Here is a 23,241-nt window from a genome sequence, read left to right as displayed (position 1 = left end):
CCCTCATGGTTCGTTCCTATCTGTCTGATCCAATTGGTCCTAGAGACCTAATCAAGCGCTCCAGCTTCTTCAAGGGCTTTGCCTTCTTCAACCGTTAATGCGCCCTCGAGAACCAGCAGGGCACGTTTGGTATAAAGCCCACCGTCACCCGAATAGCCCCCAAGCTTGCCGGCCGATGCAACGATCCGGTGGCACGGGATCAGGATCGGGATCGGGTTCCGGCCGCACGCCGTGCCAACAGCCTGCGCGGCTGAACCGATCTCGCTGGCCAGGTCGCCATAGGTACGGGTTTCACCATACGGGATTTCCCGCATGGCTTTCCACACCTGTTCCTGATGTTTCGTTCCCATGGGGCACAAAGGCAGGTCAAAGCGTGTCAACTCGCCGTCAAAATAAGCGTCCAGCTGCCGCTTCGCTTCAACAAGCAGAGGCGTCGATTCCTGGAACGGACTCCAGCCCCAATCGAGCGAGACGATGGCCCCGTCGAATTCTGTGATGGTGATATCGATCACCGGTGTGTGCATTGAGAGTTGCGACATGGATTGCCTCTCTATATTGATTAGCTCATTGCTATTGTGTGCAAGGCTGTCGCGCAAGCGATAAAGACTGACCTGATACGAAAGACTGATCCTGTGGGCCAAAATTCCCAGAAGAAGCCAGAGACAATCTTCGCGCTCTCTTCCGGCGCCGGCACGGCCGGTGTTGCTGTTGTGCGGCTGTCGGGCGCGCATGCTTTTGCAGCACTCGAAGCCTTGTCCGGAAAGCCGGTCCCGGAAGCCCGCTATGCGGCGCTCCGGCTGCTGACAGACGGCAGCGGCGCGCGGCTCGATCAGGCATTGGTGATTGCGTTCAAAGGCCCTGCCAGTTTCACGGGCGAGGATGTGGTGGAGCTGCATCTGCACGGTGGTCGCGCGGTGGTCGCAGGTGTTCTGGAAGCGCTCGACAAAATTCAGGGCCTTCGTCCTGCTGAGCCGGGTGAGTTTTCCCGACGGGCGTTTGATAACCAGAAGCTGGACCTCACCGAAGCTGAGGGCCTCAACGATCTGATTCATGCCCAGACCGCCGCCCAGCGGGAGCAGGCACTTCGGCAAATGGACGGCGCACTGCGGGATTTATACGAGGACTGGCGCGGTCGCCTGGTGGCGCACCTCGCTCACCTTGAGGCCGATATAGATTTCCCGGACGAAGACCTGCCGGAGGGCGTCGCAGGTGCTGTTAGACCAAACATATTGTCGCTTAAGCAGGAAATAACACAACATCTTGTGGATGGGCGGCGCGGTGAGGCCTTGCGTGAGGGATTTCGTATTGTCATCATGGGCGAACCCAATGCGGGCAAGTCTACCCTGTTGAATTCACTGGCAAAATCTGATGTGGCCATTGTCTCCGACGAAGAAGGCACAACGCGGGACGCGATTGAGATTCAGCTTGATCTGGGCGGCTATCCCGTCCGGTTGATCGACACCGCTGGTGTGCGAGAGGGCCAGGGCGCTATTGAGCAGGAAGGCATCCGCCGGGCGCTTGCCCGCGCCGAAGAAGCGGATCTTCGCCTCGTCCTGGTGCGGGCAGATGACTGGCCCAAGGTGCCCGAGAGCATGCAGAAATGGCTGGACGAAAAGGCGCTTCTGGTGATCACCCAGACTGACCGGCGCGAAGCTGCTTCAGGCGAAACCATGTTTCACGTGAAACATGACGAGCTGCCCGTGGGGATCATCGGTGCAGCCAGCGTATCAGCAAAAGCGGATCATGGTTTGGATGAACTGTTCGACACTCTTACGGACCATGTGCGCGACGCGATGGCGCCCCGGGAAGTGCCGTCTCTTACGCGCGTGCGTCACCGCCGGGCGCTCGAGGATGCTGTCGAGCATCTGGACCGGTTTGACCAGAACGCCGGAATGGATGCCGTCCTCGCCGCCGAGGATGTGCGGATGGCCGCGCGGTCCCTCGGTAAAATTACAGGCCGAGTCGGCGTTGAGGATATCCTTGATGTGATCTTCTCGGATTTCTGCATCGGAAAGTAGGGTGGGTTGGTATCCATGTTTCACGTGAAACATGGGAACAGTGGATCCGCAATCCGCCACTTAACTTTGACTTAAAAATCATTCGCTAGTATAGAACGCACCAAGTGGGGCCCGCATAGATTTGCAGGGGCCTCTTTTTGTTGGTGTCTTTATATATAGGGCACCCGGCAATATGGATTGATTGAATGGCTGATTTTGATGTCATTGTTATTGGGGGCGGGCACGCCGGCTGTGAAGCCGCGGCGGCTTCCGCACGCATGGGCGCGAGCACGCTGCTGATTACCCACAAGGTTGAAACCATCGGCGAGATGTCCTGTAACCCCGCGATTGGTGGTTTGGGCAAGGGCCACCTGGTGCGCGAGATTGATGCGCTCGACGGCATCATGGGGCTGGTGGCCGATCGTTCTGGTATCCAGTTCCGCTTGCTCAATCGTCGCAAGGGGCCGGCCGTTCAGGGGCCACGTTGCCAAAGCGACCGCAAGCTTTACCGTAACGCGATGCAGGAAATCCTGTCCAGCTATCCGAACCTGACCATTGAGGCGGGCGCGGTTGAGGATATGATGATTGACCGTACGGGCGACAAGCCAAAGGTTACGGGCATTGTCACAGGTGATGGCAAGACGATCACGGCGAATGCAGTGATCCTGACAACAGGCACTTTCCTGCGCGGGCTTATTCATATTGGCGAGAAGAAAATCCCAGCCGGGCGGGTGGATGAAGCACCAGCCCTTGGCTTGTCGGACACGCTGATGTCATTGGGGTTTGAACTCGGCCGGCTGAAGACCGGCACACCCGCACGCCTTGACGGCAAGACCATCGACTGGTCTGTGTGTGAAGAGCAGCCGGGCGACAATCCGCCGGTGGCCTTCTCGTTCCTGACGGACGAAATCAAGGTGCCGCAGATCAGCTGCTATATGACGCGAACCACTGAGCGCACGCACGAGATCATCCGCGAAAACCTCCATCGGGCGCCGATGTATTCCGGTCAGATCGACAGCAAAGGCCCACGTTATTGCCCGTCGATTGAGGACAAAGTTGTGCGCTTCGCCGACAAATCCAGCCACCAGATCTTTCTGGAGCCGGAAGGCCTGGACGACGAGACAGTCTATCCGAACGGCATTTCCACAAGCCTGCCGGAAGACGTGCAGGACGCGATGATCCGTTCGATCCCGGGGCTTGAAAATGTCCGCATCATCAAACCGGGGTATGCGATCGAGTATGACTTTGTCGACCCGCGCGAGCTTAAGGTCACGCTTGAGACCCGCCGCGCAGACGGCCTGTATCTGGCTGGTCAGATCAACGGTACGACGGGCTATGAGGAAGCAGCAGCACAGGGCCTGATGGCCGGGGCGAACGCGGCGATCAAATCCCGGGGGTCCGATGAGCGCTTCGTGCTCGACCGGGCCGACGGCTATATCGGCGTGATGCTGGATGACTTGGTCACCCAGGGCACGCGCGAGCCTTACCGCATGTTCACGAGCCGGGCGGAATACCGCCTGCTGTTGCGTGCGGATAATGCCGATCAGCGCTTGACCGAAAAAGGCACAGCCATTGGTCTGGTTGGCGAAGTGCGCGCGCAGGCGTTTGCGGACAAGAAAGCCGCGTTGACGGTCGGGCGCGAAATTCTCAAGTCTGTATCGCTGACGCCGAATGAGGCCGAAAAGCATGGCCTCAATATCAACAAGGATGGTGTGCGCCGGGACGGGGAAACCCTGCTTGCGTTCAGCACCATCGACTTTGATATGCTCAAGGCTATCTGGCCGGACGTGTTGGGGCAGATCGACCCTGCCATTGCTGAACAACTGTCGATTGATGCCATGTACCGCGGTTATCTTGAGCGCCAACAACAGGATGTCGAAGCCTTCCGCAAGGACGAAGCGCTCGATATTCCGGAAGACCTGGATTTCGCCATGATCAATGGGTTGTCAAACGAGATGCGTGAAAAGTTCAGGGAAGCACGGCCAGCCACACTTGGCGCAGCCGCACGGATTGCGGGTGTGACACCGGCGGCGCTGACGCTCCTTCTCGGCCACATCAAGAAACGCCGCGCGGCATAAATCACTGGAATCGCTTATGTATGGTGCTGATGATCTGGCGCGTGATCTGGATGTTTCACGTGAAACACTGGACAAGCTGAAGGTCTATGCTGGTCTGCTGGCCAAATGGCAAAAGGCCAAGAACCTGGTTGCCAACTCCACGCTCGACGATATGTGGCGGCGTCATTTCCTCGATAGCGCGCAGCTCGCACCGCTTCTGAAGGAACGTTTCGGCGACCGCGAGGTCACGCTGCTGGATATCGGGTCCGGCGCGGGCTTCCCTGGGCTGGTGCTTTCAGCGATGGGGGTGGCAACCGCCCATATGGTCGAATCGAATGGCCGGAAATGCACTTTCATGAATCAGGTTTCACGTGAAACAGGGGCAAATGCCACGATTCATGCGCAGCGGATCGAGGAGATGGATATTTTTCCGGTCGATATTGTCACCAGCCGGGCCTGCGCGCGCATCAGTCAACTGCTTGATTGGGCAGCGCCTTTCCTGAATGAGGACACAGAGATGTGGCTTTTGAAGGGTGAGATCGCGGATGAGGAATTGACCGAAGCGAAAGCTTGTTGGAAGATGAACGTTGATCGTTTCAAAAGCCTGTCTGACCCAACCGGTGTCATCTTGAGGCTATCATCGATAAAACGGTTGTAAATGTTTGAATCTTAAGGCTTTTGCCTGATCCGGGGAGGGGTTTGCATGAGTTCTGCTTCGCAGACGGGAAAGAAGGCGAAAATTATCGCTGTCGCCAACCAGAAAGGCGGCGTCGGCAAGACCACCACAGCCATCAATCTGGCCACGGCCATGGCAGCGGTGAAGAAAAAGGTCCTGATCCTGGACCTGGACCCGCAAGGCAATGCTTCCACCGGTTTCGGTATTGACCGCCACGCGCGCGAGATCACATCCTATGATGTGGTGCTGGGCGCTGCGCCCTTTGGCGACGCAATTATCGACAGCGGTGTGCCTGGCCTGTCTATCATCCCAAGCACCATTGACCTGTCTGGCGCGGACCTTGAGCTGGCAGAACTGCCACACCGCAATTTCCGCCTGCGGTACGCCATGGAAAAAGCGCAGGCGCGGGCAGAATATGACTATATCCTGATTGATTGCCCACCGTCCTTGTCGCTCCTGACGATCAATGCGCTGGTGGCAGCCGACAGTGTCCTTGTCCCGCTGCAGTGCGAGTTTTTTGCGCTTGAAGGTCTCAGCCTTCTTCTCAAAACCATCGAGCAGGTGCGCGGCAGCCTGAACCCCAAGCTCACCATCAACGGGGTGGTGCTGACCATGTTCGACAAGCGGAACAACTTGTCGGAACAGGTAGCGGGTGATGTGCGCGATTTCCTGGGCGACAAGGTGTACCAGACTGTGATTCCGCGCAATGTACGGGTATCGGAAGCGCCCAGCCACGGCAAGCCGGCGCTTCTTTATGATCACCGCTGTGTGGGCAGCCAGGCCTATATCAAGCTGGCGCGCGAGCTGTTGGGCCGAGACCGGAAAATGGCGGCATAAACTAATAAAAACAATAGGTTAGAAGTTTTTCTTATGACAAAGACTGCACGTAAAGGATTGGGGAAGGGTCTCTCGGCACTGCTTGGTGACGACCGCCCGATATTTGATGAGCAAGGCGATGTGGTTGCAGCAACCACCACAGGTCGGCCCCAGGCAGGGCGCCGCTGGTTGCCGATCGAGTTCCTGGAGCGGAACGTAAATCAGCCCCGGGTTCACTTCAATGAAGACGCGCTGGCTGAACTGACGGCCTCTATCAAGGCAAAGGGCCTGCTGCAGCCGATCCTGGTGCGCGAGCTTGAGCCTGAGAAATACCAGATCGTGGCGGGGGAGCGCCGCTGGCGGGCGGCCCAGAAGGCAGGCGTCCATGAAGTGCCGGTGGTGGTGAAGGAACTCAACGACACGGAAGTGCTTGAGATCGCAATCATCGAGAACATCCAGCGCCAGGACCTGTCAGCGATTGAAGAGGCCATGGCCTACAAGCGGCTGATGGAAGAATTCAAGCATACCCAGGAAGCCGTCGCCGAAGTGGTGGGCAAAAGTCGCAGCCATGTGACCAACCTGCTGCGCCTTCTTAGCCTGCCTGAAAAAGTGCAGACGATGGTGGGTGAAGGCAAAATTTCCATGGGCCATGCTCGTGCGCTTATTGGCGCGGATGACCCGCTCATGCTGGCGAAACGCATTGTGGCTGAGGGCCTGAGCGTGCGCCAGACCGAGGCGCTTGCGAATGAAGCCAAAGGCAAGCAGAAGCGCAGTCCGCGTCCAGGCGGCACAGGTTCGTCGGGTGCCAAGAAAGACGCTGACACCATCGCACTTGAGAAGGACCTCACGGCGGCTGTGGGCATGAAAGTGGCCATCGACCATGAAGGCGAGGGCGGCAAGGTCACCATTTCATATGAAACATTGGAAGACCTTGATGAGCTTTGCAGCAAACTGGGTGTTTGCGGGTTTTAAAGCCTTAGCGTGCCATTCGCCGGCTTGACCGGCGAATCCATTCCAGGAAATGTCTGAAGTGTAGACTCGCCGATCTTGTCGGCGAGTGACGATACTTTTTTGATATCAGTGGCTTAGGCGCTTCTCAATAGCGTCCCAGATGTCTGCCTCAAGCTTCACACCATCAAACCGGTTCACAGCCTGCAGGCCCGTGGGCGAGGTGACATTGATTTCCGTCAGCCAGTCGCCGATCACATCGATGCCCACGAAAATCAGGCCTTTTTCCCGCAGTGCCGGGCCGATGCGGTCGCAGATTTCCTGCTCGCGCGGCGTCAGGTCGGATTTCTCGGCGCGGCCACCCACCACCATGTTGGAGCGGATCTCACCTTCCGCCGGCACGCGGTTGATTGCGCCCACGGGCTCGCCGTCTACCAGGATGATGCGTTTGTCGCCCCGAACGACTTCTGGGAGAAACTTCTGAACCATCACGGGTTCGCGGCTGCCGATCAGGAACAGCTCCATCAGGCTCGATAGGTTCGGGTCATCAGGTTTCACGTGGAACACGCCCGCGCCGCCGTTGCCGTACAAGGGTTTGACGATGATATCGCCGTGGCGCTTGCGGAAGGCTTTCACGTCCGCCTCTGACCGAGTGATCATGGTGGGCGGCATCAGGTCGGGGAATTCGGTGACAAACAGCTTCTCGGGCGCGTTCCTGACTTCCGCTGGGTTGTTGACCACCAGCGTGTCGGGGTGCACCAGGTCCAGAAGGTGGGTGGCGGTGATATAAGCCATGTCAAACGGCGGATCCTGGCGCATCAGCACCACATCCATGTCCTTGAGGTCAATCAGCTCAACGTCGCCCAGGCTATAGTGATTGCCACGCTCGCGCCGCAGCAGCATAGGCCGGGCATGGGCCAGAACCCTGCCTTCATCGAAAAACAGGTCTTCCGGCTGATAGTGCCACAGGCTGTAGCCCCGGTCCTGGGCTTCAAGCGCCATGACAAAGCTGCTGTCGCCGTCAAAATTGATATCTTCGATGGGGTCCATTTGAACCGCTACTTTAAGAGCGCGCGCTGCCATTAACGTTTCCTCTAGAAAATTCTCATTACTTAAAGCGTTACTTGAAGCCAAAAAGCGTCTCGGGACTAGCCCTCCGGTCGCCAGGCATCCTTGATATGGGACGGTAAGCCGCCGGGTACAATGGCTATCACATCGAAGCGAACGGACGCGTTCATTTCTTTGTGACGCGCCAGCCAATCCAGCGCTGCCTTTTCAATCCTGCTGCGCTGGCGAAAGGTTACGGATTCCCTTGCGTCCCGGTCTGTTTTGCGGCTTTTCACCTCTACAAAGGCGATAAGCTTTCCTTTTCTGGCCACCAAATCAATTTCACCATACGGCGAGCGGTAGCGTTCTTCCAGAATGCTATAGCCCTTCAGGCGCAGGAACCAGGCGGCGAACGCCTCGGCCTTGCGGCCCCGTGCCTCTGCCTGTTGCCGCGCCCCGGTCATCGCTACTTCCCTGAAAGCTCGAGGGCCCGGGCGTAGATGGCTTTCTTCTTCTCGCCCGTAATCTCAGAGACAAAAGCCGCGGCGGACTTGACACTCATATGCTTCAGCGCGGCCGCGAGGAGATGTTCGGTGTCCATATCGGACCCGCTACCGGCTTCTTCCACATGGGCAGGCGGGCCGATCACCACCACGCATTCGCCCTTGGGCGCGCCGTCTTCTGCGTATGCGGCCGCCAGTTCCGCGAGCGTGCCGCGCTTCACTTCCTCGAATTTCTTCGTCAGCTCCCGGCAAACGGCCACGAACCGGTCTCCGCCAAGGCTTTCCGCAGCATCTGCCAGGCAGTCTGGCAGCCGACGGGTACTTTCGTAAAACACCAGGCTGGCGTGGGTTTTGGCCTCTTGGGTAAACCAGCTCTGGCGCGCGCCGGATTTGTTGGGCGGGAAGCCCATGAACAGGAAGCGGTCTGTTGGCAGGCCCGCGAGGCTGAGCGCCGCGATGGCGGCGCACGGGCCAGGGATGGCTGTGACATAAAGCCCGGCATCCTGCGCTTCGGCGACCAGCTTGAAGCCGGGGTCCGAAATCAAGGGCGTGCCAGCGTCGGAGACCAGCGCGATACGCTCGCCCGCGTCAATCCGCTCCAACAGCTTTGGTCGTTCGCGGGCACCGTTATGCTCGTGATAGGAGCTCAGGGGCTTTTTGATCAGTTTGGCAGTCAGGAGCTTTCCGGTCACCCGCGTGTCTTCGCAGGCAATATGATCAACGCCCGCCAGCACCTCGAGCGCGCGCTGGCTGATGTCCGACAGGTTGCCGATCGGTGTCGCAACAATATAAAGCCCTGCCGGCAGCTTTTTCTGTGACCCGATTTCAGCCATTTTTATGATCCATTATGTGTTGTGAGGGCATCACCGCCCGCACCTTTGCTGGCGCGGCGCGGATATCCCCCTAAGCCACTGATTTACAGGCGCCCTGTTTATCAGTAGGGTCAGCGCAAACATGGGTCTGTGCTGGCACGGTTGAGCCCCAGATAACACCAAGGTTGGTCATGGTTGCAAGTAAGTTTCTGAAAGACTTGAAAGCTGTTGCTGCACTCTCGCTGTGCGGCCTGCTTGCAGCTTGTGGCGGCGCGGGCCAGGCACCTGTTACACGCGCGCCAGCCCCACAGGATACTGCGCAACAGTCAGACCAGGCAGAGGCGGGCGACCAACAACCGGTGTCGGGCATCACTGAAGCCGATGAAAGCCCTGTGCGCATCGCCATCCTGTTGCCGCTTACCGGCACCGAAGCCGAAACCGGCCAGTCCTTGCTGAATGCGGCGACCATGGCGCTTTTCGATGCTTATGACCCTCGCCTCACGCTGCTGCCTTTTGATACCAAAGCTGACGGCATGACCACCGACTCTGCGGCCCGCCAGGCGCTTGAGGCGGGTGTGGATATCGTGCTGGGCCCACTTCTGGCAGGTAACGTGCAGATTGCAGGGCAGGTTTTCGGCCCCGCCGACATTCCGGTGATCGGTTTTTCCAACGACAGTCGCGTTGCGGAACCCGGCCGCTATATCATGGGCTTCCTGCCAGAAGAAGAAGTGCAGCGGGTGGTGGATTATGCGGTCAGTCAGGGCCACAGCCGCTTCAGTGCGCTGATCCCCGAAGGCCGCTATGGCGCACGGGTCCGCGCCGCCTTTGGGGATGCGGTCAGCTATGACGGCGCCGCCGTTGTTGCGCTCGAGAGCTACCCGCCTGACCCGGACAATGTGTTTGAACCCGTCAAGGCGTTGGCGAATTATGACCTGCGACAGAAAAACCTGCGCGATGAAATCAGCGCCCTCAGGGCGCTTCGGGATGATGTGACGGACGAGATCGCGGACCGCCTGGCCAGAGCCGAAGAGCTTGAGCCCGTCGGATTTGACGCGGTGCTTGTGCCAGAAGGCGGGGCACTGTTGCGCACGCTTGGGCCGCTACTGCCTTTTTATGAGGTTGATCTGGGAGAGGTACAGCTGTTGGGTACCGGGCTATGGAACGATCCCAGCCTGATGGATGAACCGCCGCTGCATGGCGGCTGGTTCGCGGCCCCCGAACCAGCGCGCCCGGAAGCTTTCATGACCCGCTATGAAGAGCTGTTCGGCAGCCGCCCGCCGCGTATTGCCTCCATTGCCTATGATGCCATGAGCCTGGTGGCAGCGCTTTCGCGCGACACGCTCGAGGAAGGCGAGGAACGTTTCTCGGCCGCGCGCCTCACAAGCCCCACAGGCTTTGTGGGTATTGATGGCCTGTTCCGGCTGAACAGGGACGGCCTGAACGAACGGGCGCTGGCGATCCTTGAAGTATCCCGGCGTGAATTCAAGGTGCTGGATCCGGCCCCGACCGCTTTCCCAAGCTTCGGCTATCAGCTCAGGCAATCAGTTTCCCGAGAATAAAGTTCAGGAGCGGCCGCCCATTGGGGCTGAGCCGAAGGGTTTCGCCGTCATAGAGCAAGTGGCCTGAGGCTACCAGGTCTGCTGCCGCGCCGAAATCTACAATGCCTTTCGCGCCAACACCAAGCCGGTCCTCCAAGCCCTTGAGGTTGATACCGTCCTTGAGCCTGAGCCCCATCATTATGGTTTCAATAAACCTGTCTTCTGCGCTGACCGGCTCTGTGGTGTCCGTGCCGAACCCGAAGGCCTCAACGCTTTCAAGCCAGTTTTCCGGCCGTTTGATCTGGGCGTGGGCCGTGGCGGTGCCGGGGAAGGTGGCGGGGACGCGCCCGTGCGCTCCAGGCCCGATGCCGACATAATAATCCCCGCGCCAATAGCTGAGGTTATGCTGGCTTTCCTGGCCCAGTGCTGCGTGGTTTGACGTTTCATAGGCCGGAAGCCCTGCCGCTTCAGTGATGTCCTGTGTCAGGTCATAAAGCGCCGCGGCTTCATCCTCATCCGGCAGGGTGAATTTACCGCGCTTGAACTGGTGATAAAAGGCGGTGCCTTCCTCGATTGTCAGCTGGTACAGCGACAGGTGCGTGGGCGAAAAGGCCAGCGCTTCGGTTAACTCTGTGCGCCAGTCTTCAAGTGATTGTTGAGGCCGGGCGTAGATGAGGTCAAAGCTGACGCGGTCAAAGTTGGCTCGCGCAACTTCAAGGGCCTTGAGGGCTTCGCTGGCGTTATGGAGCCGGCCCAGGAACTTGAGTGCATCATCGCGCAAAGACTGGATGCCCACGGAAAGCCTGTTCACACCGGCTTCCCGGTAGGCCCGGAACCGACCGGCTTCGACGCTTGACGGGTTAGCCTCCAGCGTGATTTCAATCTCGCTGTCGCCCCAATGATGGCGCACCCGTTCAATGACGGCGGCGACGGTGTCCGGTTCCATCAGGCTGGGGGTGCCGCCACCGAAAAAGATCGAACTGGCGGAAAGGCCGGGGAAACGCTCAGCAAAACTGTCAATTTCGCGCACCAGCGCTTCGCGCCAACGGTCGTGGCTGACTTCGTCGCGCACATGGCTGTTGAAATCACAGTAAGGGCATTTCTTCAGGCAAAAGGGCCAGTGCACATAAATGGCGGCTGGCCCCTTATAGGCTGAAGCCTCAATCACAGGCGGTTTATGCGGGCTTAAAACAGGCATCAATCAACTGCTTGAACGCCTCGGCCCGGTGGCTCATGGCGTGTTTTTCTGCCGGTTCCATCTCAGCAAACGTCACATCAAAGCCGGTGGGTACGAACACGGGGTCATAGCCGAAGCCTTTTTCCCCGCGCATCGGCCATGTGAGGCTGCCGAACACCTTGCCTTCAAAGCTTTCCATATGGCCGTCGGGCCACGCCAGGGTCAGGGCGCAGGTAAAGTTGGCGCCGCGGTCCTCCACGTTCCCCAGCTTTTCATTCACGGCGGCCATGGCGACGCTGAAGTCTTTTGTTGGCCCGGCCCAGCGGGCGCTATAGATGCCCGGTTCGCCGCCCAGTGCGTGCACTTCAAGGCCGCTGTCGTCCGCCAGCGCCGGCAGGCCAGCGGCTTTCGCCGCCGCCAGGGCCTTGATTTCCGCATTGGCAATGAAGGTCAGCCCGTCTTCAACCGGTTCCGGTAAGCCCAGGTCACCGGCGGAGATGGTTTCCACGCCGAAAGGCTCCAAAAGCTCACCAATCTCGCGCACTTTGCCTTTGTTGTGGCTGGCGATCACCAGCTTGTTGCCGTCAAAATGCCGCGCCATGGTTAGCCCAGCACCTTCTTCTGCGCCGCCGTGATCTGGTCACAGCCGATGCGGGCCAGGCGGAGCATGCGCAGGAACTCTTCCTCGCTGAATGGCTCTTCTTCTGCGGTGCTCTGGATTTCCACAATGCCGCCCTTGCCGGTCAGCACGAAGTTGGCGTCTGTTTCTGCAGCGCTGTCCTCGTCATAATCCAGATCCAGCACAGGCGTCCCTTTATAGATGCCGCAGCTGATGGCAGACACGCTGTCGGTGAACGGCATTTCCGTGATCATCTCTTGCTTCAGCATCCATTCAAACGCTTGATAGAGTGCCACATAAGCGCCAGAGATGGAGGCGGTGCGGGTGCCGCCGTCGGCCTGGATCACGTCACAGTCCACGCGTACCTGGCGCTCACCGACCTTGCGCAGGTCCACAACGGCGCGCAATGCCCGGCCAATCAGGCGCTGGATTTCCTGCGTGCGGCCACTTTGCTTGCCCTTGGCGGCTTCGCGCGGCATGCGGCCGTGGGTGGAGCGTGGCAGCATGCCATATTCCGCCGTTACCCATCCCTTGCCGGTGTTCCTCAGCCACGGTGGGCAGCTGTCCTCAACCGTGGCCGTTACCAGCACATGGGTGTCGCCGAATTTCACCAGACAGCTGCCTTCAGCATGCTTGGCAAAGCCGGGGGTCATTTCGAGGGTGCGAAGCTCGTCGCCTGCGCGTCCACTGGGTCGCATGGAAATTCCTTTGTTTTTGGCAGTTCTTCTGTTGCTTCTTCTACCTACTCACCCCATTTAGGTCAAAGGTGAAAGCGCTTCTCCGCCGCCATTTCGCCGATTATTCGATTGATGCGTGTCTTTGGCTTTTTTATTGTGCCAAGGATGGAAGGCAGGGACAGAGGGCAAAAAGCATGTCGCTTGCAGTGTTTAACGAACGATCGAAATCGATCTTCCGCCAGATTGTGGAAACATATCTGGACTCGGGAGACCCCGTTGGCTCGCGCACCATCAGTCGCGCCGACGGCATCGACGTGTCGCCAGCCACCGTCCGGAACGTGATGGCGGACCTTGAAGACGCAGGCCTCCTCATTTCTCCGCACACGTCGGCAGGCCGTATCCCCACGGACCTTGGCTTGCGGTTTTTTGTCGACGGCCTGATGGAAGTGGGCAACCTGACGCGCGAAGAGCGCGCCTCGATCAAGGGGCAATGCTCGGCCACTGGCCGCGCGCTCGAAGATGTATTGTCTGACGCCACCAAGGCGCTTTCGGGTCTGTCGCGCTGCGCGTCTGTGGTGATGGTTCCCAAGCAGGACCTGACGGTCAAACATATTGAATTTGTGCCCATAGCAATTGACCGCGCCCTTGTGGTGATGGTGGCCGAAGACGGCAGTGTCGAGAACCGCATCATCACCATCCCGCCCGGCTTGCCGCCGTCAGCCCTCATTCAGGCCGGGAATTACCTGAGTACGCGCCTTGTGGGCCGTACGTTCGAGCAGGTGCGCGGCGGCGTAGAATCCGAGCTCCAATCCCGTCAGGCAGAACTGGATGAGCTGACAACCAAGGTGGTCGAAGAAGGCCTCGCGGTGTGGGGCGGGGGCGACGACAAGGCCTCGCTCTTGATCTCCGGGCAGGCTAATCTTCTTGAGAATGTGCAGGCGGCTGAGGATCTGGAGCGGATCAGGCAGCTGTTTAACGAGCTTGAACGCAAAAAAGACTTGATCAAGCTGATGGAACTCGCCAAAGACGGGCGAGGCGTGCGCCTGTTCATTGGAGCCGAGAATAATTTATTTTCCCTTTCGGGTTCATCTCTCGTCGTCTCTCCCTATATGAACGGGGCGAACAATATTGTAGGTGTGATCGGGGTGATCGGCCCAACGCGGCTGAATTACTCCCGGATCGTACCGATGGTGGATTACACCGCGCGGGTGATTGGCCGGATGCTGTAGGCATCTGCCCCCGCCTGAATCGAATGAAGAGTAAAGAGAGCAGTCCATGAGCGAACAAGAGACCAACAAGCCGGAAGAGCAGATGGAAGAGGCCGCCGCCGCTGCAGAAGCTGCAGCTGCCGAAGCCGCTGAGGCCCAGGCCGCAGAGGGTGCGGACGCGGAAGAAGACCCGCTGGCCCAGCTGAAGTCTGAAAACGCGGAACTGAAAGACCGACTTGTGCGCGCGCTTGCGGAAACGGAAAACGTCCGTCGCCGCGCCGAGAAGGACAAGGCCGACGCGAGCGCCTACGGTGTGACAGCCTTCGCCCGCGATATCCTCAATGTGTCCGATAACCTGAAGCGGGCGCTTGAAAGCGCGCCCGCCGAAATCCCTGAGGCTCTGAAGGCTTTCGTGGACGGCGTGGACATGACAGAACGCGAGCTTTTGAACATCCTGGAGCGTCACGGCATCCGCAAAGTAGAGCCGGAAGTGGGCGAAAAGTTCGACCATCAGTTCCACCAGGCCATGTTCGAAGTGCCGACCAACGAGCACGCGCCCGGCAGTGTGATGCAGGTCGTGGCCGCGGGCTATGTGATCAAGGACCGCCTGCTGAGGCCAGCCATGGTTGGCGTGGCCAAAGGCGAAGTCCAGAAGGTGGACCAGGAAGTCTAAGACTTTCCGAACCTAAACGAAAAAAGCCCCGCCGGTTGAGCGGGGCTTTCTTTTTTGTTTCGAGCCGTCATACCGGCGAAAGCCGGTATCTCCGTCAACTGAAGCCCAATTGTGCGAAGAGGCCCCGGCCTGCGCCGGGGCGACAGTATTTTCAGCCGACAAGCTGGCCTTTGATGGCCTTGTCCACCAGCGCGAGGGTTTCCTTGATGCCGTAGAGCGCGATGAAGCCGCCCATGCGCGGGCCCTGGCTTTGGCCCAAGAGCACTTCGTAGCAAGCCTTGAACCAGTCACGCAGGTTCTCGAACTGGGCGTCTTTGCCGGCGCTATAGACCTCGGTCATGATCACCTCGGCGTCATGCTCATTTTCGTCCAGCGCTTCAAGGCGCAGCTTCAGGCTCTCGAACGCGGCCTTTTCCTGTGGCTCCGCCAGGCGGTAGGTCTTGGTTGGCTTGACGAAGTCGTCATAGTAGCGGATCGCATAGCCCATCAGGCGGTCAAGTTCCGGATGATTTTCCGCCGTCGCGCCTTCCGCATAGCGGCTGACAAAGCCCCACAGGGTTTCCTTGTCATGCGCGTTCGCCGCAGAAACGAGGTTCAGCAGAAGCGCGAAGCTGACCGGCAGGTCATAGCTCGGCACATCGCCGCCATGAATATGCCATGTCGGGTTCTTGTAGCGCGCGGCTTCATCTTCGCCCTCGAACTTGGTTGCGAACGTATAATATTCGTCAACGGCCTTCGGGATTACGTCGAAATACAGCCGCTTGGCTTTCTTTGGCGCCTGGAACATGTAAAGGGACAGGCTTTCCGGGCTTGCATACGCCAGCCATTCCTCAATCGTCAGGCCGTTGCCTTTGGATTTGGAGATTTTCTTGCCGTCCTGATCGAGGAACAGTTCATAGTTGAAGCCCTCAGGCGGCTGGCCTCCGAGGATGCGGCGAATGATCGACGACAGCTTCACGCTCTCGATCAGGTCGGAGCCCGCCATTTCATAGTCCACATCCAGCGCGTCCCAGCGCATGGCCCAGTCCACTTTCCACTGGCACTTGACCTTGCCGCCGGTCACGACCGTCTCGAACCGCTTGCCGGCTTCATTTTCGAAAGAAATGATACCCGCCTCGGGGTCCTCGACACGTACAGGCACCTGCAGCACCACGCCGGTGTCCGGGCAGATCGGCAGGAACGGGCTGTAGGTCTGGCGGCGTTCTTCACCGAGCGTTGGCAGTACTACATTGATGACCTTGTCATACAGGCGGCAGATTTTCATGAGTGTCTCGTCGAACATGCCGGACTTGTAGCAGTCGGTCGCCGAATAAAACTCATAGGTGAAGCCGAACTGGTCGAGGAACGCCTGTAGGCGCGCGTTATTGTGGGCGCCGAAGCTTGGGTGGGTGCCGAACGGGTCCGGCACCTGCGTCAGTGGTTTGCCAAGCGCTGTGGTCAGCAGGTCCTGGTTCGGCACATTCGACGGCACTTTCCTGAGGCCATCCATATCGTCCGAGAAACAGATCAGCTTTGTCGGGATATCGGAGATTTCCTGGAAGGCGCGCATCACCATGGTTGTGCGCGACACTTCACCGAAGGTACCGATGTGCGGCAGGCCCGACGGCCCGTATCCCGTTTCAAAGAGCACATAGCCCTTCTCGGGTTTGCCCGATTTGTACCGTTTGACCAGCTTCTCCGCTTCCTGGAAGGGCCAGGCTTTGGACGCAAGGGCGAGGTCAATGTTACCGGTCATAATCGTTACCTTCTCTGGTCGTTGAAATCAGCGGCGGAAGCTAGGCTCTCCGCGGCGTTCCGTCAAGATATAGCTTATTTACGCACACGCAACTTATTCACTGTTTTTTGGACATTTCCCTCGCTATGCTCCGGCCCATGGAAGACCTTGTTGTTAGTGCGGAGATGAAAGGCGCAGACCTTTCCACCCTGCCTGTGGCAGTGGTGGGGGCCCGAAGTGCGCAGTTTCTCTCGGCTGACGGCGAGTTTGAGCGCCTTTCCCTCGATGATGCGGCCGAGCGCATTTCCCGCACCCCGCACCTGATGGTCAACCGGGTGATGGCGGCCCGCCGCCTTGGCCTGCCACCGATCCGCGCGTTTGATGCCCTCGAATTATACGCCTTTGTGCGCCCCGCCCGCTACTGCCTGCCCACCATCCAGGGGCTGATGGAAGCCCTGCACCTTAGCCTGGATATCGACTCGGATGAGGACAAATGCCTGGCGGTGAAGGCGATTGCCGAGCGCCTCCTGCTGGATATGGAGGCCCAGACATACGCCTACCGGGCCGGGGGCGCGAAGGTCGCCATGATGATGGCGCGCGCCGGCTGGACCTGGGGCCCCTATGCGCTCAAAGCCATCGAGGCCTACCCGGACCATAGCCGTGACGATGGCCTTTTGGTGTGGACTGCACTGACGGAATGGGAAGACGGCGCCCCGCCGCCGCCGCCGGGTGACGAACCGGTGGAGCCGGACGAGAGCCAGGCGCGGCTTGCGGAATTGCTCGGTGACGGCTCTGAAACGCGGGAAGGCCAGCAGCGCTACGCGGCCGCCGCGACCCATGCTTTCCGCCCGCGCGAGTTCAAGGACGGCCCGAACCTGCAGCTTCTGGAGGCCGGGACCGGCACGGGCAAGACGCTGGGCTATATCGCGCCCGCCAGCATGTGGGCGCAAAAGAATGATGGAGCCGTGTGGCTTTCCACCTACACCAAGAACCTGCAGCGCCAGCTGGATCAGGAACTGTCGAAACTGTATCCGGACCCCAAGATCAAGGCCAAGCGCGCCGTTATCCGCAAGGGCCGCGAAAACTATGCCTGCCTCCTCAACATCGAGGAAACGCTCAGGGCCGTGATGATGCGCACGGGCGTCGATCAGGCCAAGGGCATGGACAGGGACAAGATCCTGATGGGGCTGGTGGTGCGCTGGGCGCGCTATAGCCGCGACGGCGACATGATCGGCGGCGATTTCCCCAGCTGGCTGGGCGCCCACTTCGGCGCGGGCCGCATCGCGGGGCTGACGGACCGGCGCGGCGAATGCCTCTATTCCGCCTGCGCCCATTTCCGCAAATGTTTCGTTGAGAAGACCGCCCGCAAGGCTAAGCATGCTGACCTTGTGGTTGCCAACCACGCGCTGGTGGTCACCCAGGCCGCCACGCGCGGCGACGACCCGGATCTGCCGCGCCGCCTGGTATTTGACGAAGGCCACCATGTATTCGAAGCCGCCGACAGCGCCTTCAGTGCTCACCTGACAGGCATGGAGGGGGCGGAGCTTCGGCGCTGGCTGCGCGGTAAGGAGTCGGGCGGCACGACTAGGGCGCGGGGGCTCAAGTCCCGCCTTGAAGAGCTGATCAGCGACGATATGGAAGCCAGGAAGCTGATGGAAGAGGTGCTGGACGCCGCCAGCCTGCTGCCGTCAGACAATTGGTTGGGACGCGTGACCGGCGCGGCTGCGATGACCCGGTTCGAGACTTTCCTGATGCTGGCGCGAGGGCAAGTGTTGGCGCGGTCTGACGCGAACGAGGGGCCGTATGGGCTAGAGGCCACGACATCAGACCCAATTGAAGGCCTTGTGGATGCGGCCCACGCGCTGGGGGAATCCCTGATGCAGCTCGCAAAACCCATGGCGGCGCTGGCAGTCTTGCTGGTTCGCAGGCTGGATGAGGACGCCGAGGTGCTCGACAGCACGTCGCGCGGCAGGCTGGAGGCCAGCGCCCGGTCTTTGAAGCTTCGGGCTGACACGGTGACCATGTGGGCCCAGATGGCTACCGGCTTTGGTGCGCCGGTGCCGGAACAATTCGTTGAATGGCTGATGCTGGACCGCGCGTTCGGGCGCGAGCGCGACATGGGCCTGTGCCGCCACTTCATCGACCCCACCAAACCTTTCGCCGATGTGGTGCTTGAAAATGCCCACGGCGTGGTGATCACTTCCGCGACACTCCGCGACAAGGCGCTCAGTGACGATGCCTGGCGTACGGCGGATATGCGTACGGGCGCCCAGCACCTGACCATCGCGCCCAAGCGGCTTGGTGTGCCGTCGCCCTTTGACTACCCGGCCCAGACCAAGGTGCTGATTGTCGGCGATGTGAACAAGCATGACCCTGGGCAGGTGGCCTCGGCCTATCGCTCGCTGTTCATGGCGTCAGGCGGTGGGGCGTTGGGGCTGTTTACCGCCATCAGCCGCCTGCGGTCCACATATGAGCAGATCGTTGGCCCGCTTGAGAGCATGGACATCCCGCTTTATGCCCAGCATGTGGACCCGGTGGATACTGCAACGCTCGTCGATATCTTCCGCGACGAGATGGACAGCTGCCTCCTCGGTACCGATGCGGTCCGGGACGGGGTGGATGTGCCGGGTGAAAGCCTCAGGCTGATCGTGTTCGACCGGGTGCCGTGGCCCCGGCCCACGCTTCTTCACCGCGCCCGCCGTGCGGCCTTTGGCGGCCGCGGTTATGACGAAATGCTGACGAGCCTGAAGCTGGCGCAGGCTTACGGCCGGCTGGTCCGCCGCGCGGGTGACCGCGGCGTGTTCGTGATGCTGGACGGCCAGACGCCGACCCGCCTTCTGGAGGCCCTGCCCGAAGGCGTGGAAATCGAACGCCTCGGTCTTGCCGACGCCGTGAAATCAATCTGTGAATTTTTCCCAAAATAACGGAGAATAGACTAACCTTTCAGTTGTGTTCTCTTCACACATACACTAAACCCTGAGACAACATGTTTGGGGGCATGGCTATGAAGACGACACGACTTGATATCGTGACGGTGGTACACTCCGCCGATCTCAGATTACTGGCACTGCAGGCGCGATCTCTCGCGCGATATGCCGACCCGGCGATGGTTGGCACTATTCATATCATAGTGAATGATCAATGTTTCCGCGCGGTTCGGCGTCGTTTTTTGCGCGAGGTCTTGCCCGAGTATGGCGGGCTGTCGGCAAAGGTCAGGCTGTGGCATTCGGGTGATCTTTGGCCAGAAGTTTCACGCAAGTCCGGGTGGGGGTCGCAGCAGGCGCTCAAACTGATGGCGGCCAATGTTGTTGAAACGGAAGATTTCCTGATACTGGATGCTAAAAACCACTTCATTCGCCCTACCACCGTTGCCGATTTTATTGCCGAAGATGGTAGGCTTAGAACCCAGATGTACCGCATTCATTCAAAATTCACGGGACATTTCAAGCGTGCCTGTGCCTATTTTGGCTATGGGAGCGAGCCTGACCTGACGACGGGGTTGCCCACCTCAACGCCATTCCTGATGAAGCGCTCAATTGTACGGGCAATGATGGCGGAAATCGAGGCACGAGAGGCTGTTTCATTCCAGAGTTTTTTCATGAAAGACAGGCTGTTCACGGAATTCTACCTCTATTACGGTTATATTTTGGCCCGCTATCGTGGCCACCAACAATTCTATGAAAAGCGATATACGCCAACCGCAACCCTTTTTGGAGGGCACGCAAAAGACGCTCGGCAAGGCGCTGAAATCCTGGCCCAACTCGACCGACCGGACGTCTATTGCATGGGCGTTCACCGGGCGGTCCTCAAACAGGCTGATCCGCAAGTGATCAACCTTGTCACGGATACCTGGGCTCGTTTTGGCCTTGTGACGGATACGAAAGAGCAGACTTATTTCACAACCGTCCAGAACGGGCTGCCAAAGTGGCGGCGGTATCTGCCCTTTTGACCAGCCGTTGATCTGCCTGTTGCAATGGTTCCTGGTATGCAACACCTAAACTTTTGCCTGATTGCATGCTTGCAACCAATGCTTTAGCACTAAAAATCGATATTGATGGGGGTCAATGTATGGAACGCAAGCCACTGGATGTGGTGACAGTCGTCTTTGGCGACGAACTCAGGCTGCTGAAGTTGCAGGCTCGTTCCATGGCGCGGTATCTCGATCCCGCTCTCGTTGGTACCATTTTTGTCATCGTGAACGACCCCCATTTGACTTGGGTTACCCGCTTTATCCACCATCATATCCTGCCCGAATACGGCCCCCTGGGCCCTCAGGTCAGGATTGTGAAGCGGGACGAGCTTTGGCGTGGAGGCCGTCACGGCGTAGGATGGCAATCGCAGCAGGTGTGTAAACTGCTGGTGGCCCGCTTGTCTCAAGCAGATGCCTATATGATCCTGGATGCCAAAAACCATTTCATCCGCAAGGTGTCAGGGCAGGCTATTCGGTCTGCCGATTTACGCTGGCGCTCTCATCTCAACCTGATGGCGCCAAAATTCCGACGGCAGTTCTCCACGGCCTGCCAGCTTTTCGGTGTAGAAGCGGACCATGATAATCCCTGCATGCCGACAACGACCCCCTTCATTGCGGACCGACAGCTGGTCGTGGACATGCTTGCCGCTGTGGAAGCCCGATCAGGCAAGCCGTTCGAACGTTTCTTCATGGAGGCCAAAGGCCGCTTCACGGAATTCAGCCTCTATAGTGCCTATCATTTGAGTGTTCGGGGCGACTTTGACATCACCTATGAGCGCAGAAATTGCCCGACGGCGACCTTGTTCCGCGGCGCCCGCGCCAGACCGGACAGGGCCGGGGAAGTGCTGGGTAGATTGCAGGCGGACACAGATGTCTATTGCATGGGCGTTCACCGTGCGGTGCTGCAGGAAAAAGACGTAGACATCATCCCCGAAGTCCTGAAGGTGTGGCAGCAATTTGGATTGGTCGAAGGCATTGATGAAGCAGCTTATTTCATGGACAGGGAAACCATCCCGGTAACCGAACGAATGCGCCGGTTTTTACCGATCTGATCGGCATTTCACTTGTATCTCCCTATCGGGCTCGGGTAGGCTCGACCCGCGATAAGAGGAGTTTAAGTATGTCGACAATCAGTCCAGAAACCGCGCTGGTCTATATCATGGTGACCGTGTCCGCGTCGGACGAGGAAATGACCGATAGCGAACTGAACCGGATGACCGGGATCATTGGCTATCTTCCGGCCTTCCGGAATTATAATATCGAGCGCCTGCGCACGGATACCAACAGCTGTATCGAGCTGCTGCAAAGCGAGGAAGGGTTGGACGCCGTTCTGGGCCTGATCGATGAAGCAGTGCCGGATAGCCATATGGACCTGGTATATGGCCTGGCCTGCGAAGTGGCGGCGTCGGACGGTTCCCTGAGCCAGGAAGAGCTGCGCCTGCTTGAAATGATCCGCCACTATTTCAACATCGAACGGCTGACGGCTGCAGCGATTGAACGTGGTGTGGCTGCGCGACAGAAAACCTTCTCCTAAGGCGCGGTCGACAGTCCACAGAAGAAGGGTGCCCAATCAGGTGCCCTTTTTTTATTGCCTATTTGCGGGTAAATTCGGCCTCGATGATCAGCGACACCTCGTCGCCCACAAACGGAAGCCAGCGGCTGAGGCCGAAGTCTGATCGCCTGATCATGCCGGTGGCGTTGAAGCCGACAGTCTTCATCCCCGTAAGCGGATGGGTGCCACTGCCGCCGAAGGTAACCGCCAGAGTCACCGGTTTGGTGACATCCTTGATGGTCAGAAGGCCATCAACGGTGCCTGTCTTCTCGCCTGTCTGGGTGACTTTGGTGCTGGTGAAGCTGGCGGCCGGGTAAGCCGCGCTGTCGAACATGGCCTTGCCGCGCAGGTCTTCATCCAGTGCGCTGGAGCCTGTATTCACCGACGCTGTCAGGATGCGGATGGCCACCTCGCTGTCGGTCGGCGTGTCACCGCCATAGGAAAGCCTGCCTTCAAGTGTATCGAACCGGCCATAAAAGGTGGAAAAGCCCATGTGATCCAGGCCAAAAATTACTGTGGCATGCTCACCGTCCAGCAGATAATCGCCGGGCTTGGCGTTGAAGGCATCTTCATTGACAGGGTAAAGCACTTTTGCCGCCGCCGCGCAGGCCGCCAGCAACAGGAAGGGCATCAGCTTCAGGGTGGGTCGCAGGGCTTTTGTCATGGCGCGTCTCCCGCAGGCACCTTCTCGGCGGTCAGCATCAGCTGTACCTCGACGGCTTTCGATATCCACTTGCCGCTTTCAAAATCGCCACTGCCCACATTAAAGTTGGTCCGAACGATTTTCGCCACACCTGTTACGTGGGCCATGTCGTCTGTTATCTCCAGGGTAAACTGAAGCGTCAGTGGCTGGCTGATACCCTTGAGGGTCAGTGTGCCCTGTGTCTCAAATCGGCCATCTCCTACCGGTGTGAAGCTAGATGCCTCATAGACGGCTTTAGGGAAAGCTTCTGAGTTGAACCAGGTGGGGGTCATGAGCGCCGCGTCGCGGTCATCCGCGCCTGTCCGGGCGCTGGTTAGGTCGATTTCTGCGTGAATGTGGGCCGCTTCTGGGCTTGCGGGATCGAAGGTGACGGCGGCATCAAACCGGCTGAAACGCCCGGTGAAAGGGCTGCCAGCCTGCGTGGCGGTGAAGCTGAGGCTACTTTCGGGGGCGATGATCTGCCAATTGTCGGCCTTGGCTGATGGTGTCAGCGTGATCAGGCTTATAGTCAGGCCCATTATCAGTGCGATCAGTCGTATCATTGGTATCAAGCC

General features: G+C 59.0%; 21 protein-coding genes and 1 pseudogene. 12 read left to right on the top strand and 10 right to left on the bottom strand.

The window, feature by feature from the left end:
- Window positions 1-47: 47 nt before the first annotated feature.
- On the bottom strand, window positions 48-539 hold the full coding sequence (locus KORLAC_RS16895; protein WP_068308726.1) for a methylated-DNA--[protein]-cysteine S-methyltransferase: 492 nt from the start codon (window positions 537-539) through the stop codon (window positions 48-50).
- A gap of 93 nt (window positions 540-632) precedes the next feature.
- Here KORLAC_RS16895 and mnmE point away from each other — a divergent pair, with 93 nt between their 5' ends.
- From mnmE to KORLAC_RS16870, 5 genes are all read left to right on the top strand, one after another.
- Window positions 633-2,018, top strand: coding sequence for a tRNA uridine-5-carboxymethylaminomethyl(34) synthesis GTPase MnmE (mnmE, locus tag KORLAC_RS16890; protein WP_068308724.1), 1,386 nt, complete (start codon window positions 633-635; stop codon window positions 2,016-2,018).
- Between the two features lie 185 nt (window positions 2,019-2,203).
- On the top strand, window positions 2,204-4,075 hold the full coding sequence (gene mnmG / locus KORLAC_RS16885; RefSeq protein WP_068308722.1) for a tRNA uridine-5-carboxymethylaminomethyl(34) synthesis enzyme MnmG: 1,872 nt from the start codon (window positions 2,204-2,206) through the stop codon (window positions 4,073-4,075).
- 16 nt (window positions 4,076-4,091) lie between these two features.
- Window positions 4,092-4,712: a 16S rRNA (guanine(527)-N(7))-methyltransferase RsmG gene (gene rsmG / locus KORLAC_RS16880; RefSeq protein WP_068308720.1), complete on the top strand. Its 621-nt coding sequence runs from the start codon at window positions 4,092-4,094 to the stop codon at window positions 4,710-4,712.
- 45 nt (window positions 4,713-4,757) lie between these two features.
- A complete protein-coding gene (locus KORLAC_RS16875) occupies window positions 4,758-5,567 on the top strand; it encodes a ParA family protein (RefSeq protein ID WP_068308719.1) in 810 nt (269 codons plus the stop codon).
- Window positions 5,568-5,600: 33 nt separating this feature from the next.
- Window positions 5,601-6,518 (top strand): ParB/RepB/Spo0J family partition protein, encoded by a 918-nt coding sequence (locus KORLAC_RS16870; protein WP_068308717.1) that lies wholly within the window; start codon window positions 5,601-5,603, stop codon window positions 6,516-6,518.
- Between the two features lie 105 nt (window positions 6,519-6,623).
- Here the strand turns inward: KORLAC_RS16870 and gshB are convergent, their stop codons facing one another.
- The 3 genes from gshB to rsmI form a co-directional block, all read right to left on the bottom strand.
- Window positions 6,624-7,577, bottom strand: coding sequence for a glutathione synthase (gene gshB / locus KORLAC_RS16865; RefSeq protein WP_068308715.1), 954 nt, complete (start codon window positions 7,575-7,577; stop codon window positions 6,624-6,626).
- Between the two features lie 65 nt (window positions 7,578-7,642).
- Window positions 7,643-8,005, bottom strand: coding sequence for a YraN family protein (locus KORLAC_RS16860; RefSeq protein WP_068308712.1), 363 nt, complete (start codon window positions 8,003-8,005; stop codon window positions 7,643-7,645).
- Between the two features lie 2 nt (window positions 8,006-8,007).
- The gene (gene rsmI, locus KORLAC_RS16855) at window positions 8,008-8,877 is read right to left on the bottom strand and encodes a 16S rRNA (cytidine(1402)-2'-O)-methyltransferase (RefSeq protein ID WP_068308710.1); all 870 of its coding nucleotides are present in this window, start codon (window positions 8,875-8,877) and stop codon (window positions 8,008-8,010) included.
- 170 nt (window positions 8,878-9,047) lie between these two features.
- Between rsmI and KORLAC_RS16850 the strand changes: the two genes are divergently transcribed.
- Window positions 9,048-10,415, top strand: a complete 1,368-nt coding sequence (locus tag KORLAC_RS16850) for a penicillin-binding protein activator (protein ID WP_068308708.1) — start codon at window positions 9,048-9,050, stop codon at window positions 10,413-10,415.
- Here KORLAC_RS16850 and hemW read toward each other — a convergent pair.
- The 3 genes and pseudogenes from hemW to rph form a co-directional block, all read right to left on the bottom strand.
- Window positions 10,390-11,592, bottom strand: coding sequence for a radical SAM family heme chaperone HemW (gene hemW, locus KORLAC_RS16845; RefSeq protein ID WP_068308706.1), 1,203 nt, complete (start codon window positions 11,590-11,592; stop codon window positions 10,390-10,392). The two genes, KORLAC_RS16850 and hemW, sit on opposite strands and share 26 nt — an antisense overlap.
- Window positions 11,570-12,097 (bottom strand): annotated as a pseudogene (rdgB, locus tag KORLAC_RS16840) (RdgB/HAM1 family non-canonical purine NTP pyrophosphatase); the annotation flags it as partial. The pseudogene rdgB and the gene hemW, both read right to left, overlap by 23 nt.
- Before the next feature lie 77 nt (window positions 12,098-12,174).
- Window positions 12,175-12,888, bottom strand: coding sequence for a ribonuclease PH (rph, locus tag KORLAC_RS16835; protein WP_068308702.1), 714 nt, complete (start codon window positions 12,886-12,888; stop codon window positions 12,175-12,177).
- Window positions 12,889-13,061: 173 nt separating this feature from the next.
- Here rph and hrcA point away from each other — a divergent pair, with 173 nt between their 5' ends.
- On the top strand, window positions 13,062-14,096 hold the full coding sequence (gene hrcA, locus KORLAC_RS16830; protein WP_068308701.1) for a heat-inducible transcriptional repressor HrcA: 1,035 nt from the start codon (window positions 13,062-13,064) through the stop codon (window positions 14,094-14,096).
- Between the two features lie 46 nt (window positions 14,097-14,142).
- Window positions 14,143-14,748 carry a nucleotide exchange factor GrpE gene (gene grpE, locus KORLAC_RS16825; RefSeq protein WP_068308699.1) on the top strand — a complete coding sequence of 202 codons (606 nt, stop codon included), beginning with the start codon at window positions 14,143-14,145 and terminating at the stop codon, window positions 14,746-14,748.
- Between the two features lie 151 nt (window positions 14,749-14,899).
- Here grpE and KORLAC_RS16820 read toward each other — a convergent pair whose 3' ends face one another.
- A complete protein-coding gene (locus KORLAC_RS16820) occupies window positions 14,900-16,483 on the bottom strand; it encodes a lysine--tRNA ligase (RefSeq protein WP_068308697.1) in 1,584 nt (527 codons plus the stop codon).
- Between the two features lie 125 nt (window positions 16,484-16,608).
- Here KORLAC_RS16820 and KORLAC_RS16815 point away from each other — a divergent pair, with 125 nt between their 5' ends.
- From KORLAC_RS16815 to KORLAC_RS16800, 4 genes are all read left to right on the top strand, one after another.
- Complete coding sequence (locus KORLAC_RS16815) at window positions 16,609-19,386, top strand: ATP-dependent DNA helicase (RefSeq protein WP_241493443.1); 2,778 nt, start codon at window positions 16,609-16,611, stop codon at window positions 19,384-19,386.
- Between the two features lie 62 nt (window positions 19,387-19,448).
- On the top strand, window positions 19,449-20,411 hold the full coding sequence (locus tag KORLAC_RS16810; RefSeq protein ID WP_139167389.1) for a DUF6492 family protein: 963 nt from the start codon (window positions 19,449-19,451) through the stop codon (window positions 20,409-20,411).
- 119 nt (window positions 20,412-20,530) lie between these two features.
- Window positions 20,531-21,484, top strand: a complete 954-nt coding sequence (locus KORLAC_RS16805; protein ID WP_068308694.1) for a DUF6492 family protein — start codon at window positions 20,531-20,533, stop codon at window positions 21,482-21,484.
- 68 nt (window positions 21,485-21,552) lie between these two features.
- Window positions 21,553-21,966, top strand: a complete 414-nt coding sequence (locus tag KORLAC_RS16800; protein WP_068308693.1) for a tellurite resistance TerB family protein — start codon at window positions 21,553-21,555, stop codon at window positions 21,964-21,966.
- A 58-nt stretch (window positions 21,967-22,024) separates the two neighbouring features.
- On the opposite strand, the gene KORLAC_RS16795 is transcribed toward KORLAC_RS16800, so the two are convergent.
- Window positions 22,025-22,648: a YceI family protein gene (locus tag KORLAC_RS16795; RefSeq protein ID WP_068308692.1), complete on the bottom strand. Its 624-nt coding sequence runs from the start codon at window positions 22,646-22,648 to the stop codon at window positions 22,025-22,027.
- Complete coding sequence (locus tag KORLAC_RS16790; protein ID WP_068308689.1) at window positions 22,645-23,229, bottom strand: YceI family protein; 585 nt, start codon at window positions 23,227-23,229, stop codon at window positions 22,645-22,647. Before KORLAC_RS16790 ends, KORLAC_RS16795 begins: the two co-directional genes overlap by 4 nt.
- Between the last annotated feature and the right edge of the window lie 12 nt (window positions 23,230-23,241).

It is taken from the genome of Kordiimonas lacus (assembly GCF_001550055.1).
Taxonomy (GTDB): domain Bacteria; phylum Pseudomonadota; class Alphaproteobacteria; order Sphingomonadales; family Kordiimonadaceae; genus Kordiimonas; species Kordiimonas lacus.
The sequence above is the reverse complement of the archived record's forward strand: the minus strand, read 5'-3'. Positions and strand labels throughout refer to the sequence as shown.